15 protein-coding genes are annotated in these 13,812 nt (G+C 63.3%); 11 read left to right on the top strand and 4 right to left on the bottom strand.

The genetic code is table 11. The features are described from left to right. Positions 1-45: 45 nt before the first annotated feature. A complete protein-coding gene (locus tag FJ414_RS21035; RefSeq protein WP_140646258.1) occupies positions 46-1,035 on the bottom strand; it encodes an alpha/beta fold hydrolase in 990 nt (329 codons plus the stop codon). 69 nt (positions 1,036-1,104) lie between these two features. Further along, positions 1,105-1,953: an SDR family NAD(P)-dependent oxidoreductase gene (locus tag FJ414_RS21030; protein ID WP_140646257.1), complete on the bottom strand. Its 849-nt coding sequence runs from the start codon at positions 1,951-1,953 to the stop codon at positions 1,105-1,107. A gap of 191 nt (positions 1,954-2,144) precedes the next feature. Here FJ414_RS21030 and FJ414_RS21025 point away from each other — a divergent pair, with 191 nt between their 5' ends. From FJ414_RS21025 to FJ414_RS21000, 6 genes are all read left to right on the top strand, one after another. Next, a complete protein-coding gene (locus tag FJ414_RS21025; protein ID WP_095765481.1) occupies positions 2,145-3,179 on the top strand; it encodes a cysteine synthase A in 1,035 nt (344 codons plus the stop codon). After that, the gene (locus FJ414_RS21020; protein ID WP_140646288.1) at positions 3,179-3,922 is read left to right on the top strand and encodes an alanyl-tRNA editing protein; all 744 of its coding nucleotides are present in this window, start codon (positions 3,179-3,181) and stop codon (positions 3,920-3,922) included. Before FJ414_RS21025 ends, FJ414_RS21020 begins: the two co-directional genes overlap by 1 nt. Positions 3,923-3,954: 32 nt before the next feature. Continuing rightward, positions 3,955-4,806 carry a 3-mercaptopyruvate sulfurtransferase gene (gene sseA, locus FJ414_RS21015; protein WP_140646256.1) on the top strand — a complete coding sequence of 284 codons (852 nt, stop codon included), beginning with the start codon at positions 3,955-3,957 and terminating at the stop codon, positions 4,804-4,806. Beyond that, a complete protein-coding gene (locus FJ414_RS21010; RefSeq protein WP_140646287.1) occupies positions 4,806-5,369 on the top strand; it encodes a GNAT family N-acetyltransferase in 564 nt (187 codons plus the stop codon). Before sseA ends, FJ414_RS21010 begins: the two co-directional genes overlap by 1 nt. 129 nt (positions 5,370-5,498) lie before the next feature. Then, positions 5,499-6,056 (top strand): OmpA family protein, encoded by a 558-nt coding sequence (locus tag FJ414_RS21005; protein ID WP_140646255.1) that lies wholly within the window; start codon positions 5,499-5,501, stop codon positions 6,054-6,056. 144 nt (positions 6,057-6,200) lie between these two features. Continuing rightward, positions 6,201-6,668 (top strand): DUF1203 domain-containing protein, encoded by a 468-nt coding sequence (locus tag FJ414_RS21000; RefSeq protein ID WP_140646254.1) that lies wholly within the window; start codon positions 6,201-6,203, stop codon positions 6,666-6,668. A gap of 424 nt (positions 6,669-7,092) precedes the next feature. On the opposite strand, the gene ald is transcribed toward FJ414_RS21000, so the two are convergent. Further along, a complete protein-coding gene (gene ald / locus FJ414_RS20995) occupies positions 7,093-8,208 on the bottom strand; it encodes an alanine dehydrogenase (RefSeq protein ID WP_140646253.1) in 1,116 nt (371 codons plus the stop codon). A gap of 202 nt (positions 8,209-8,410) precedes the next feature. On the opposite strand from ald, the gene FJ414_RS20990 reads away from it, so the two are divergent. Then, a complete protein-coding gene (locus tag FJ414_RS20990) occupies positions 8,411-8,884 on the top strand; it encodes an Lrp/AsnC family transcriptional regulator (protein ID WP_140646252.1) in 474 nt (157 codons plus the stop codon). Here FJ414_RS20990 and FJ414_RS20985 read toward each other — a convergent pair. Further along, a complete protein-coding gene (locus tag FJ414_RS20985) occupies positions 8,881-9,537 on the bottom strand; it encodes a 5-formyltetrahydrofolate cyclo-ligase (RefSeq protein ID WP_140646251.1) in 657 nt (218 codons plus the stop codon). The two genes, FJ414_RS20990 and FJ414_RS20985, sit on opposite strands and share 4 nt — an antisense overlap. A 173-nt stretch (positions 9,538-9,710) precedes the next feature. On the opposite strand from FJ414_RS20985, the gene FJ414_RS20980 reads away from it, so the two are divergent. The 4 genes from FJ414_RS20980 (at position 9,711) to FJ414_RS20970 (ending at position 13,770) form a co-directional block, all read left to right on the top strand. Then, complete coding sequence (locus tag FJ414_RS20980; RefSeq protein ID WP_140646250.1) at positions 9,711-10,976, top strand: NAD(P)/FAD-dependent oxidoreductase; 1,266 nt, start codon at positions 9,711-9,713, stop codon at positions 10,974-10,976. Between the two features lie 140 nt (positions 10,977-11,116). Further along, positions 11,117-13,105 carry a bifunctional 2',3'-cyclic-nucleotide 2'-phosphodiesterase/3'-nucleotidase gene (locus FJ414_RS20975; protein ID WP_140646249.1) on the top strand — a complete coding sequence of 663 codons (1,989 nt, stop codon included), beginning with the start codon at positions 11,117-11,119 and terminating at the stop codon, positions 13,103-13,105. 144 nt (positions 13,106-13,249) lie between these two features. Next, a complete protein-coding gene (locus FJ414_RS32015) occupies positions 13,250-13,378 on the top strand; it encodes a hypothetical protein (RefSeq protein WP_264296002.1) in 129 nt (42 codons plus the stop codon). Between the two features lie 101 nt (positions 13,379-13,479). After that, positions 13,480-13,770, top strand: coding sequence for a Dabb family protein (locus FJ414_RS20970; RefSeq protein WP_140646248.1), 291 nt, complete (start codon positions 13,480-13,482; stop codon positions 13,768-13,770). Positions 13,771-13,812 lie beyond the last annotated feature (42 nt).

Here is a 13,812-nt window from a genome sequence, read left to right as displayed (position 1 = left end):
GGCCGGAGCGATGCTTCGGCCGTTTTTCATTTCACTGGCCTGACTTCACTCGCCTGACTGCTGCTGCATCAGCGCCTTCACCCACACCACGATGCGCTGGGTGAGAAAGGCCGTGGTCTGCGGCGACAGCACATCGCCGGCGATGACGTGATTGTCCGGATCGCCGGTATCGTCGACCGGCACCAGCTCGTGCGGAGCTCCCCAGCGTCCGGCAATCTCGCGCGTCCGGTCGGGTCGCACCACCTTGTCGGAATCGGAGAAGATGAACAGGGCCGGGACCGTCGCCTTCTCGACCGGCGCGCCATAAGCGAGTTCCATGAGCGCGGCCATCGGCAGCACCGCCTTCATCGGATATCTGGTGGTCCAGAATTTTTCGTGGAGCGCGTTGCGCGGGGGGAAACTGCGCTCCTTGCCGCCAACGAGCTCGGCGAGTTGCCCGCCCCAGGGCATGGTCAGCAACTCGGCGCCGGAGGCCTTGACGCCGAAATTGGGCGATATGAACGCGATCGCGGCGACATCGTCCGAAGCGCCCGGCTGCGTTGCGGCCCACGCCGCCAGCGAGCCGCCGGTCGAGGTCCCGATGACGATCACCTTGTCGCCGATGGCGCGGCCGATGGCCAACGCCTCCTCATAGTCGTTGATCCAGGCATTGACGCTGCCTTGCGCCATTGCCGCGCCATCCTGACCGTGGCCGGTCAGGCGCGTGTAGAAGAGGTTGGCGTCCAGTTCATCCGCAATGTCGTCCGGCAAGGGGCGGACCTCGCCCTTGGAGGCGGAAAAGCCATGGATATAGACGATGGCCAAGGGCGTCTTGGCATGGACCATCGGGTTCGCCCAGATGATCTCCTTGTCGAGCCCGTCGCGGATATTGGGCACGGCAGCCTCTTCACGCGCCAGATAGGCCTGCGGATCGTCGCCGATCAGCGACGGATTGAAACGGATTGTCGTATCGACCGACACGCGCGGGCCAAGGAAGAAACCGGCGACCAGGACGACTGCAAGGCCAAGCACCGCAAGCACGATCCGCCGCCCCATTACAGTCTCCAAGCAATGATTCTCAACCTATGGCCGTCCCCGCCGGCAGGCAATCGCCGTTTCGCCGGCTTATGTCGCCTTGTCGCGGGGCGGATCTTTTTTGCCGGGCAGCCTGCGGTCGAAATGCAATGGCCGCCCCCACCAGTGGGTAGTGAGACCAATGACGAACCGGCAGATCGGCCGCGGCAGCAGGCTGAGCAGTTTCAGGGGCAAGCTTACGTGGTACGGGAAGGTGACTTCGAAGCCGCCCTTCCTGATGCCGCGCGCCATGCGGCGTGACGCGCGATGTACAGGCATCAGGCCCGGCATCGGCAGCTTGTTCTTTTCGGTCAGCGGCGTGTCGACGAATCCCGGATTGATGACCTGAACGCGGATGTTCATCTTGTCGAAGTCGTATTTCAGCGACTCCGCCAGGATGTTGATCGCGGCCTTGGTGCCGCCATAGGCCGCCGTGGTCGGCCAGCCGCAATAGGCGGTGACCGATCCGACCAGGACGACATGGCCGCGTCCGCGCACGCGCATATGCTCGACGACCGGCACCACGCCGTTGACGATGCCGAAATAGTTCACGGCGAAGGAGTGATGGAAATCGCGCACCACCAGGTTCTCGCCGGGTGTGGCGATATAGTTGCCGGCGTTGAAGACGGCAAGCACGATCGGCCCCATCTGTTCTTCGATCGCGGCGGCCGCGCGCGCCATGCCCTGCTCGTCGGTCACGTCACAGGGAAAGGACTTCACATGTCCGGACATCTGCGCCGTTTCGACGATCAGCGTGTCGGCTGGATCTTCCGGCAGCGACGTCACCGCGACGGCATAGCCTTGATTGGCGAGATCCTTGGCCAACGCCCGGCCAAGGCCGCTGCTGCCGCCCGTGATCCAGGCGACACCGTCTTTCGGATTGGCCCGGTAGAGTGCCATGGGATGTCCTGCGAATGTTCCGGTTTGCTCTAGCGGCGGAGAAATCGGTTGAAAAGAGCGGTTTTGCGCATGACGTTGAAATGATCGCGAGCACTGCACCATCCGGAATGCGACTGGACCAGGCAAAATCTTGCCTTGAAACCGCGGCTTCCGGTTTTTAGGGTCTCGCCGCACACATGAAGGAATCCCGCATGCCCCGTTCTGTGATCGAAGCGATCGGCAACACGCCCCTGATCCGGCTCAACAAAGCTTCGGAAGCGACCGGCTGTGAGATCCTCGGCAAGGCCGAGTTCATGAATCCCGGGCAATCGGTAAAGGATCGGGCCGGCCTTTTCATCATCCGCGATGCCGAGCAGCGCGGCCTGCTCAAGCCCGGGGGGCTGATCGTCGAAGGCACTGCCGGCAACACCGGCATCGGTTTGACGTTGGTCGCCAAGGCGCTTGGCTACCGCACCGTCATCGTCATCCCCGACACGCAGAGCCAGGAAAAGAAGGACACGATCAAGATCCTGGGCGCGGAGCTGATCGAAGTGCCGGCGGTGCCCTACAAAAACGCCAACAATTACATAAAACTGTCCGGCCGCCTTGCCGAGCAACTGGCGCGCTCGGAGCCGAACGGCGCGATCTGGGCCAACCAGTTCGACAATGTCGCCAACCGCGACGGCCATGTCCGCACGACTGCCCAGGAGATATGGGCCCAGACCGGCGGCAAGATCGATGGCTTCGTCTCGGCCGTCGGCTCCGGCGGCACGCTTGCGGGTGTCGCTCTCGGGCTCAAGGGCAAGAGCAAGGACGTCAAGATCGCGCTCGCCGACCCGCTGGGTGCCGCCCTCTACAGTTTCTACACCAGCGGCGAGCTGAAATCCGATGGCAGCTCGATCACCGAAGGTATCGGCCAGGGCCGCATCACCGCCAATCTGGAAGACTTCACGCCGGATTTCTCCTACCAGATCCCGGACGAGGAAGCTTTGCCGATTATCTTCGACCTGATCCAGGAAGAGGGGCTCTGCGTCGGCGGCTCGACCGGCATCAACATCGCCGGAGCCGTCCGACTGGCGCGCGAGCTCGGACCAGGCCACACCATCGTGACGATCCTTGCCGACTACGGCACGCGCTACCAGGCCAAGCTCTTCAATCCGGAGTTCCTGCGCGGCAAGAATCTTCCGGTGCCGGGCTGGATGGAAGAAAAAGCCGATATTTCAGTGCCGTTCGAAAAGGTGGCATGATGGCGTACAAAACCGAGGCGCGGTTTCGCGACGACGCCTATCAGAAGACGGCGGAGGCCGAGGTCGTCGCGATCAACGATCGTGGCGGCATCCTCCTCGATCGGACAGTCTTTTATGCAACGTCCGGTGGGCAGCCGGGCGACACCGGGATATTTGAGCGCGCCGATGGCGGCCGCATCGCGATCGCCGCCACCATCACCGGCGAGACCAAGGACGAGATCGTCCATGTGCCGGCACCGGAGCACGCGCTGCCCGCTGTCGGCGAAAGGCTGAAGCTCTTGATCGACTGGGAGCGGCGGCACCTTCTGATGCGCATGCATTCCGCCTGCCACCTGCTGACGGTGGTCTGTCCGTTTCCGATCACCGGGGCGGCGGTTGCCGAGGACGACAGCCGCGTCGACTTCGATATTCCCGACGCCGGCTTCAGCAAGGAGGATGTGACGGCGAGGCTGATGGAGCTGGTGCGCGCCGATCATCCGATCTTCACAAGGCTGATCACCGACGAGGAACTCGCCGCCAATCCCGGCCTGGTGAAATCGAAGAACGTCCGCCCACCCGTCGGTACAGGAAAAATCCGTCTGGTCTGCATCGGCGACAACGGCTCGATCGACAGCCAGCCCTGCGGCGGCACACATGTGAAGTCGACAGGCGAGGTCGGCGAGATACATATCGGCAAGATCGAGAAGAAAGGCCGCGAGAACCGGCGCTTCCGTATCCGCTTCGGATCTATACCGGCGAATTGACGTTGAGGCGAGGCGGGGCAGGAAGAACAAAAATGGCGCAGGACAGCCCTTTCATCGTCGACGCCGACTGGCTGGAAAAACAGCTTGGCGAGCCAGGTCTCACCATCATCGACGCCTCCTGGTACCTGCCGGCGCAAAAGCGCGACGCCCGCGCCGAATACGATGCCGCTCACATTCCCGGCGCACGCTTCCTCGACCAGGATGCGGTTTCCGATCCGGATTCGAAACTGCCGCACACATTGGCCTCGCCACAGCACTTCGCCCAATATGTCGGCGCCATGGGCGTTTCGGCCGACGACACGATCGTCGTCTATGACGGTCCAGGCCTGTTCTCGGCGCCGCGCGCCTGGTGGATGTTCCGCGTCATGGGCGTCTTCCAGATCTACATCCTTAACGGCGGCATCGACCGCTGGAAGGCCGAGGGGCGACCCGTGACGGCTGAGCCGACGAAGATCGCGCCAAGCGTCTTCCACGCCGATTTCGACGCGGGCCGGGTTGTCGGGCTCGACGAGATGCGCAGGATCGTCGGCGACCGGAAGAGCCAGATCGCCGACGCGCGCTCTTCAGGCCGCTTTGCCGGCACCGATCCGGAGCCGCGCCCAGGCGTCCGTTCGGGCCATATGCCTGGCGCGCGTAATGTTCCGATCACGGCGCTTGCCGAGAATGGCGAGTTGCTACCCAAGGACCGCTTGCGCAAGGTGATCGAGGGCGCCGGCATCGACCTGTCGAAGCCGGTCGTCACGTCCTGCGGCTCGGGCATCACCGCGGCGGCGATCACGCTGGCGCTGGAGACGCTCGGCCATACCGACAACCGGCTCTACGATGGTTCCTGGACAGAATGGGGCGGTCTCGGCGACACGCCGGTGGTGACGGGGAAAGAATGATGGAAAACGGCGCGCTGCAAGATATCGATGTCACGGTCACGTTCCTGGAGATGCATGCGGCGCCGGCGGTTTCGCCGCCGATCCCCTACAACCGCCAGATCGCGCTGCTGAAGACGAAAGATATCCCACTCCATTTCTATCGCTATCTGATGGATCGCGTCGGGCGCAAATGGCACTGGGTCAATGTGCTGAGGCTGAGCGACGAGGAGCTTGCCGCCGGCCTGCACCGCGAGGATCGCGACATCAGGGTGCTCTATCTCGACGGCGCTCCCGCCGGCTTCTTCGACCTCAAGCCGCATCTGCCGGACGAGGTGGATCTCGCCTATTTCGGCATGATGGAGCATGCGCACGGCCAGGGCATCGGCCGCTGGTTCCTTGGCGCCGCGATCTCGGCGGCCTGGGCGCATGGGCCAAGGCGCGTCACCGTGCAGACCTGCACGCTCGACCATCCGGCGGCTCTCCCGCTGTACCAGAAGCTCGGCTTCACGCCGGTGGCGCAGAAGAAGGAGGTCGTGCATCCGCTGAGCTTCGCCGAGCGCTCGGCCAGCGTCATGCGAGGCTAAGCCGTTCAAGCAATTCCGAACGGCAAACTATAACGTCTCACCGCCTGAACGCCTCGTTCATCGCCGCTTCAGACTGTCTTTGCCATTGTCCCGGCCGCATTACGAGGCCGGGCTTGTAGGAGAAAAGACATGCTGACCCGACGTACATTCGCCGTAGCCATGATCGCGGCAATTGCCATGCCGAGCCTGGCATCCGCGCAGGCGACCACGCCTTCGGCTGCCACGATCGAGCGCCAGCTCGACGCCGCGCCCAGGAAGAAGCTACGCCCGAACGAGCGCGTCACCATTCGCGAGTTCAAGCGCCGGCCCGATCTGCGGCGCATGGCGCGCTCGATCGACATCCAGTCGATCAATTTCGAATTCGGCTCGGCCGCCATCGCCCCTTCGCAATACGGCAAGGTCGAAATCATTGCCGACGCGCTCCATCGCATCTTGCGGCGCGACCGCGGCGCCCGCATCCTGATCGAAGGCCATACCGACGCCGTGGGTTCTTTCGAATCGAACCAGGTCCTGTCCGAACGCCGCGCCGCGTCGCTGAAGCGGACGCTGGTGGGTGAGTTCGGCGTGCCCGCTTTCGCGCTGGACACCGTCGGCTATGGCGAGGAATTCCTGCTTGTGCAGACCCAACAGGAGAACTGGCGCAACCGGCGCGTGACGCTGCGCCGCTTCGACGATTTCGTGCGGTGAAGCTGAGCCGATAATGCCGACGACGGAGCCCGGCCTGTTCAAGGCGGCCGGGCTCTTTCACTTGTGCGCGGCGTCAGTCAGGAATCGGGTGGGAGACGCCGTCGCACAGGCATAATTTCCGGAAATCGACACCGGAGATTTGCCATGGGCATCCAGTTCCAAGCCTTGCCGACCGAAGCCGTGCGCGCCCTGCAGCGGGGAGGGCCCGATGCCTATGGCCGCACCCCGGAGCACCGGATCTCCGATGGCGACGGCGTACCCTGCAGGCACTGCATGAAGAATGTCGCCGCAGGCAAAGGCTACCTGATCGTGGCTTACCGGCCGTTCCCGCAACTGCAACCTTATGCCGAAACCGGCCCGATCTTCCTCCACGCCGAGGAATGCGAGCGCGCCGCCGAGGGCGATGCGCTGCCGGAGATGCTCGAAAGCAGCGACTATATCGTCAGGGGCTATGGCGAGGACAATCGCATCGTCTATGGCAGCGGCGCCGTCACGCCGACCGGCGAGATTGCCGCCCGGGCGCGGACGCTGTTTGGGCGCGACGACATCGCCTACATCCATGTCCGCTCGGCCCGGAACAATTGCTATCAATGCCGCATCGAGCGGGCATGACCCAAAAAAAAGCCCGCCGATGGTCAGGCGGGCCGTTGGAGGGTCTGACAGAAGCTGTCGGCCAGTGCTGTGCGGGCCGGACTTGTCCGACCCGGCAGGCTCAGGCCGCCAGTAACGGTCCGTCTCTAGGCGTCTTTCTTGTCGAGCGAATGTGAAGCATTTCACACAAGGGCGCATATTGGCGGAAGACGAGAAAAGGCGCATTTCGAGACTGTCGTATTCCCGTCGCACTACAGCGCTAGAATGTAGTTGTTGATGATTTGCCGACCGCGGATGGACCGGCGGCAGGTCGCAACATTCGAGGAAGCGGGGCTTTTGCTCCGCTTTTTTGTTGCCCGGTTTTCTTGACGCGACCAGTTTGCGCTCAAGAAAAAGCCCGCCGGAGTGACCCGGCAGGCGACAGAAGGAAATCTCTGCGAATTTATCAGGCGGCAAGAACCGCCTTCGGTTCGACCATTTCGTAGCCGAGCGCTTCGGCGACGGCGCGGTTGGTGATCTTGCCCTTATGGACATTGAGGCCGTTGCGCAGGTGATGGTCGTCGACCAGCGCCTTGAGGCCCTTGTCGGCGAGTTGCAAGCCGTAATGCAGCGTCGCGTTGTTGAGCGCGTGCGCTGAAGTGACCGGCACGGCGCCGGGCATGTTGGCGACGCAATAGTGGATCACGCCGTCGACCTCATAGGTCGGATCGGCATGCGTCGTGGCATGCGAGGTCTCGAAGCAGCCGCCCTGGTCGATCGCGACGTCGACCAGCACCGAGCCCTTCTTCATGCCGGAAAGCATTTCGCGGGTCACGAGCTTGGGCGCGGCGGCGCCCGGGATCAGCACGGCGCCGATCACGACGTCGGCCGAAAAGCATTCTTCCTCCAGCGCTTCGACGGTCGAGTAACGCGTATGCACGCGGCCGCCAAAAATGTCGTCGAGCTGGCGCAGACGCGGGATCGAGCGGTCGATGATGGTGACATCGGCGCCGAGGCCGGCCGCCATCTTGGCCGCATGCAGGCCGACGACGCCGCCACCGAGCACGGTGACCTTGCCGGGCAGCACGCCGGGCACGCCGCCGAGCAGCACGCCGCGGCCGCCATTGGCCTTCTGCAGCGCCGTCGCGCCGGCCTGGATCGAAAGGCGACCGGCGACTTCCGACATCGGGGCGAGCAGCGGCAGGCCGCCGCGATCGTCTGTCACGGTCTCATAAGCGACCGCGGTCACGCCCGAGCCAAGAAGACCCTTGGTCTGCTCCAGATCGGGAGCGAGGTGCAGATAGGTGTAGAGGATCTGGCCGTCGCGCAGTTGGACCCATTCGTTGGGCTGCGGCTCCTTGACCTTGACGATCATGTCCGACTTGGCGAACACGTCGGCGGCCGTCTTGGCGATGGTCGCGCCGGCGGCGCGGTAGGCGTTGTCGTCGGCGCCGATACCGGCGCCAGCGCCTGTCTCGACCAGCACTTCGTGGCCATGCGCGACATATTCGCGGACCGAGCCGGGCGTCAGGCCGACGCGATATTCATGGTTCTTGATTTCCTTGGGGCAGCCGACACGCATCTTTTTTCTCCTGTCCGCGCCCTTCAAGGGCGGTCTCCCTATCATTGGTGCATGCCACCGGCTCCAAATTCGGAGGTGGACACGCAGTAACCGCAGTCAACCACGAATCGTTCCGTATGTGTTTGCGAATGCACTTGCGGCAACGGTCGCTCTTCGATAATTATTGCGCGAAATCGCTAGAAATTCGCAGGAACCACGAAAAATGCCGCTCGACAGGATTGATATCGCCATTCTGGAGACTTTGCAGAAGGATGGGCGGATACCCAATGCGGCGCTTGCCGAGAAGGTCGGGCTGTCGCAGTCGGCCTGTTCGCGCCGGCTCGACAATTTGGAAAAGGCCGGGACCATCCGCGGCTATCACGCCAGGCTGTCCAATTCCGCGCTCGGCCACCAGATGACGGCGATCGTGCACATATCGCTGTCGGGGCAATTCGAAAAGACGCTGTCGGATTTCGAGGCGGCGATCAAGCGCTGTCCGAACGTGCTCTCCTGCCATTTGATGTCGGGCGAATACGATTATATTCTGCGCATCGCGGCGAAGGATCTCGTCGACTATGAGCGTATCCACAAGGAATGGCTGTCGGCCATGCCGCATGTGACGAAGATCAACTCATCCTTCGCGCTGCGCGAGATCGTCGATCGCACGGCGCTCGGGCTGCGGCCAGAGATGGCTTAGGCGCTAGCCTCCGTAACCACAGTCGTCATCGGAATGTCGTGCGGCTGCGGGTAGATGGTCGCAATGCGCTGCAGTTCGTAACCGACGCCGACGACCAACGGCCTGAACGGCATGGCCGCCAGCGTGCGGTCGAAGAAACCGCCGCCATAGCCCAACCGATAGTTGCCGGGATCGATGCCGACGATCGGCGAAATCACGATGTCGGGCAGCACCGGATCGCCTTCGGCAGGGATCGGAATGTTCCAGACGCCCTTTTCCAGCCGGTCGCCCGGTCTATAGGCGCGAAACACCAGCGGCTGTCCCTTCTCGATGACGACAGGCAGTGCGGTGCGGCCACCACGATCGTTGATCGAGGTCATCCAGCCACGCAGATCCGGCTCGCCGCGAAACGGCCAGTAGAGGCTGACCATCCGGCCGGCTATGTCTCCGATCAGCGCGTCGAGGCCGTCCGCGATGCGCGCGGACATGGCCGTGCGCGCATCGGCTGAGACGACAAGGCGGGCGCCAATGAGCCGCTCGCGCTCGGCCTTGCGCCAGCGTCTGACATCCGTCCAGTCGGAGAGCGGCTCCCGGTATTCCGGGTCGAGTTCATGCATAAAGCAGGGCGGCGAGGCGTATTGCGCCGGCCCTTCGTCGTCACGGTTGTCGGCCATGCTTGGCTCCTGTCGATTTGTTTCACGCTATACTCATGGCCATGCGGTCGCATGTGCATTCACGACGCCGCGCGACGACTCCCGGGCATGGTTATTGCCCGATCCAACATTGTTGCAGTGCACAAAAATACTTACATCATGGGTGACGGTTACACTTGGCGAGGCGGAATGAAATGAGCGAAACCGAGCATAACGTCGTTGTCGTCGGCGCCGGCTTCGGCGGCCTCGAACTCACGCGTGCGCTGGCGGGAGCTCCGGTGCGCATCACCATGATCGACAAACGCAACCACCATCTTTTCCAGCCGCTGCTTTACCAGGTGGCGACGACGTCGCTTGCGACCTCTGAGGTTGCCTGGCCGATCCGTCATCTGCTGCGCAGGCGCAAGGACGTGACGACGCTTCTCGGCAATGTTACCGGCGTCGACCGCGCCGGCAAACGCGTGCTGCTCGAAGACGGCAGCTCGGTTCCTTATGACACGCTGGTGCTCGCCACCGGCGCGCGCCACGCCTATTTCGGTCATGACGAGTGGGAGCCGTTCGCGCCGGGGCTGAAGACGCTCGAGGACGCCACGACGATCCGGCGACGCATCCTGCTGGCCTTCGAGCAGGCGGAACGCGAAACCGACCCGGCGAAGCGCCAGGCGCTGCTGACGCTGGTCATTGTCGGCGGCGGGCCGACCGGCGTCGAACTCGCAGGCACTATTGTCGAGCTCGCGCATGACACGCTGCGCGGCGAGTTCCGCAACATCGACACCCGACAGGCGCGCGTCGTGCTGATCGAGGCTGGCGAACGGATCCTGGCCAATTTCGCGCCGCAGCTTTCCGACTATGCCCGCAAGGCGCTGGAACGGCTGGGCGTCACCGTCGAGCTCGGGCGCCCTGTCACGAAACTCGATGCCGAAGGCGTCGTCTTCGGCGACGCGCACCTGCCGGCAAGGACGATCATCTGGGCGGCGGGCGTTGCCGCTTCGCCCGCGGCCGAATGGCTGGGGGCTGCGGCCGACCGGGCGGGCCGGGTGCTGGTCGAACCCGACCTCACTGTGCCTGGCAATCCAGACATTTTCGTCATCGGCGACACCGCGCATGTGCTGCGGCCGGATGGCAAGCCGGTACCGGGTGTGGCGCCGTCGGCCAAGCAGGAGGGCAAACACGTCGCCGCGACGATCAAGGCGCGGCTGGCCGGCGATAATGCACCGCGTCCTTTCCGCTACAAGCATGCCGGCGACCTGGCGACGATCGGCAAGCGCGCCGCCGCCATCGATTTCGGTTGGATCAAGCTCACCGGCTGGCCCGCCTGGTGGCTCTGGGGCATAGCGCACATCTATTTCCTGATCGACTTCCGCAACCGCCTGGCGGTCTCGCTTAGCTGGCTATGGATATATCTTACCGGCCAGCGCAGCGCGCGGCTGATCACCCAGGGCGACGACGACAAGAGCTGATTTCCTCGCCGTCATCGGCTTCATCGAGACGTCACCTTCTCGTGATCGAAAGGCCTTTCGCGCGCGTGGACTCGAAGCCTCATCAGCGCCATGCTCCATGCTTGGGCAGGGGTCGTCGCGTTGTCGAAGAGGAGAAGAAAATGTCACGGCTGCCCGTCTTCCGCCCCGAATTCTCCCGTCGCGAATTCCTGGCTGGCGCCGCTGCCGGCGGCGCGCTGATCATGCTGCATCCGTTCTCCGCCCGCGCCGCGGCCAATCAGGCGCATCTCAGGATCATGGAGACGACCGATATCCATGTGAACCTGCTGCCTTACGATTATTACGCCGACAAGGCGAACGACACGATGGGCCTGTCGCGCACCGCCTCGCTGATCGACGCGGTGCGCAAGGAAGCCGTAAATTCGATGCTGATCGACAATGGCGACTTGCTGCAGGGCAGTCCGATGGGCGACTATATCGCCTACGAGAAAGGCATGAAGGACGGCGATCTGCACCCCGTCATGAAGGGCATGAACGTGCTCGGCTATGAATGCTCGACGCTCGGCAACCATGAATTCAATTACGGGCTGTCCTTTCTCGACAAGGTGTTAGCCGGCGCCAACTTTCCCTTCGTCTGCGCGAACCTGATCCGCGGCACCACGCTTGCCGCGAACCCGCGCGACGACAAGCTCTATCTCAAGCCCTATGTCATCCTCGACAGGAAGATCAAGGACGGGTCAGGGGCCGAGCAACCGATCAGGATCGGCGTCATCGGCTTCGTGCCGCCGCAGATCATGGTCTGGGACCTGAAAAACCTCGAAGGCAGCGTCCAGACGCGCGATATCGTCGAGGCGGCCAAGGCCTGGGTGCCGCAGATCAGGGAGGAAGGCGCCGATATCGTCATCGCGCTTTCGCATTCCGGCATCGATATCAAGCAGGGTGACAAGATGGAGAACGCCTCGTTCTTCGTCGCCGGCGTCGAGGGCATCGACGCGGTCTTCACCGGCCACCAGCATCTGGTCTTCCCCGGCAAGAAGGATTTCCAGGCGCTCGCAGGCGTCGACACCGAGAAGGGCACGCTGCAGGGCAAGCCGGCGGTCATGGGCGGCTTCTGGGGTTCGCATATGGGTCTGATCGACCTGCTTCTGGAGCGCGACGGCTCGAAGTGGCGGATCGTCTCGGCCACCTCCGAGGCGCGGCCGATCTATGAGCGCGTCGACAACAAGAGCAAGGCGACCGTTGGCGACGACAAGCGCATCATCGCGGCGCTCGAGCAGGACCACGAGGCAACCCTTGCCTATGTCCGCCGCCCCGTCGGCAAGACATCGGCGCCGCTTTACTCCTATTTCGCCCTGGTGGCCGACGATCCGTCCGTGCAGATCGTCAACCAGGCGCAGACCTGGTATCTCAAGGACATATTGAAGAGCACTGAGTGGAAGGACGTGCCGCTCCTGTCGGCGGCGGCGCCCTTCAAGGCCGGCGGCCGCAACGGCGCCGACTACTATACCGACGTTCCCGCGGGCGATATCGCCATCAAGAATGTCGCCGACCTCTATCTTTACCCGAACACGGTGCGCGCCGTCGAAATCACCGGCACCGAGGTAAAGGAATGGCTGGAGATGTCCGCCGGCATCTTCAACCATATCGAGCCGGGTAAAGCGGATCAGCCGCTGATCAACACCGACTTCCCATCCTATAATTTCGACGTCATCGACGGCGTCACCTACCGGATCGACCTGTCGCAGCCGCCGAAATACGATGCCAAGGGCGGCGTCGCGAACGCCGGTTCCAATCGCATCGCCGACCTGAAATTCAACGGGAAACCGATTGATCCGGCAGCGAAATTCGTCGTTGCCACCAACAATTACCGCGCTGGCGGCGGCGGCAATTTCCCCGACATCGACGCCTCGAAGATCATCTACGAAGCGCCGGACACCAACCGCGACGTGATCGTGCGCTACGTCGTCAGCGAGGGCACGATCAACCCTTCGGCGGACGACAACTGGTCCTTCGCGCCGCTGCCCGGCGCCAGCGTCGTCTTCGAGACCGGACCGGGCGCCAAGGATTTCATCGCCGACGTGAAATCCTTGAAGATAGAGCCTGCCGGCGATGGCGAGGCGGGCTTTGCCAGATATCGCATCACGCTTTGACGTCGTGCCGCGTCGACGCGGCTGCCTAGGCGGCCGCCCGCGCCGCCGCTGACGGGAAAGCGCTTCAGGCAAAAAGCAGTGAACTGCCAAAATCGCTGCCCCGGCCGCTCTGGTTCCGGCTGTCCGCATGGGATAGTTTTAGCCATGCGTTATGTGATCGTCATCGCCGCCATCACCTTCTTCCTGTTCTGGGACGGCCTCTACAATCGCGGCCACTACCTCGACGCGACCGTACGGGAAGTGTCACGCATCGTGCGCTACGTCACCGGGTAAGGTCTCGCCGCTTTCGCATCGCGGCGCGACATCGTTGCCGGTTGACGCCCGGGCGTTGCTCCCACAGAAACACCGCTGAACCGAAGACCAGGGAGGCTGGCTTGATCCGGCACATCGTTTTCTTCAGCGTGCGGCGCAGGGAAGATGTCGAGGCTGTGCGCTCGGGCCTGCTGGCGCTCGGCAAGATTCCGCACTCGAAGCATTTCGAGGTGACGCTCAACACCAAGGTCGATCTGTTTTCCAACGCGATCGATGTCGTCGTCTATGCCGAGTTCGAGGACGAGGCGGCCCTTGCCGCCTACAAGGCGGATCCCATCTATGCGGACACGACCAGCAAGGTGAAGCCGCTGCGCGAACTGCGCTATTCGGCGGATGTCGTGGCCGCGGCCTGAAGCGGCAGAGCACGTTCCTTCGGTCCGCCGCTCTTGAACAGC

The organism is Mesorhizobium sp. B3-1-6 (assembly GCF_006439555.1).
Taxonomy (GTDB): domain Bacteria; phylum Pseudomonadota; class Alphaproteobacteria; order Rhizobiales; family Rhizobiaceae; genus Mesorhizobium.
Note: the sequence above shows the minus strand (reverse complement) of the source record. Positions and strands in the feature narration are given on the sequence as shown.

What these genes read in the sequence shown, in the direction of transcription:
- FJ414_RS20985 (WP_140646251.1), bottom strand. Translation starts at nt 9,537, where the DNA reads ATGGCCGACAACCGTGACGACGAAGGGCCGGCGCAATACGCCTCGCCG.
- FJ414_RS21030 (WP_140646257.1), bottom strand. Translation starts at nt 1,953, where the DNA reads ATGGCACTCTACCGGGCCAATCCGAAAGACGGTGTCGCCTGGATCACG.
- FJ414_RS21000 (WP_140646254.1), top strand. Translation starts at nt 6,201, where the DNA reads ATGGGCATCCAGTTCCAAGCCTTGCCGACCGAAGCCGTGCGCGCCCTG.
- FJ414_RS21025 (WP_095765481.1), top strand. Translation starts at nt 2,145, where the DNA reads ATGCCCCGTTCTGTGATCGAAGCGATCGGCAACACGCCCCTGATCCGG.
- FJ414_RS21020 (WP_140646288.1), top strand. Translation starts at nt 3,179, where the DNA reads ATGGCGTACAAAACCGAGGCGCGGTTTCGCGACGACGCCTATCAGAAG.
- FJ414_RS20990 (WP_140646252.1), top strand. Translation starts at nt 8,411, where the DNA reads ATGCCGCTCGACAGGATTGATATCGCCATTCTGGAGACTTTGCAGAAG.
- FJ414_RS21005 (WP_140646255.1), top strand. Translation starts at nt 5,499, where the DNA reads ATGCTGACCCGACGTACATTCGCCGTAGCCATGATCGCGGCAATTGCC.
- FJ414_RS32015 (WP_264296002.1), top strand. Translation starts at nt 13,250, where the DNA reads ATGCGTTATGTGATCGTCATCGCCGCCATCACCTTCTTCCTGTTCTGG.
- FJ414_RS20975 (WP_140646249.1), top strand. Translation starts at nt 11,117, where the DNA reads ATGTCACGGCTGCCCGTCTTCCGCCCCGAATTCTCCCGTCGCGAATTC.
- FJ414_RS20980 (WP_140646250.1), top strand. Translation starts at nt 9,711, where the DNA reads ATGAGCGAAACCGAGCATAACGTCGTTGTCGTCGGCGCCGGCTTCGGC.
- FJ414_RS21035 (WP_140646258.1), bottom strand. Translation starts at nt 1,035, where the DNA reads ATGGGGCGGCGGATCGTGCTTGCGGTGCTTGGCCTTGCAGTCGTCCTG.
- ald (WP_140646253.1), bottom strand. Translation starts at nt 8,208, where the DNA reads ATGCGTGTCGGCTGCCCCAAGGAAATCAAGAACCATGAATATCGCGTC.
- sseA (WP_140646256.1), top strand. Translation starts at nt 3,955, where the DNA reads ATGGCGCAGGACAGCCCTTTCATCGTCGACGCCGACTGGCTGGAAAAA.
- FJ414_RS21010 (WP_140646287.1), top strand. Translation starts at nt 4,806, where the DNA reads ATGGAAAACGGCGCGCTGCAAGATATCGATGTCACGGTCACGTTCCTG.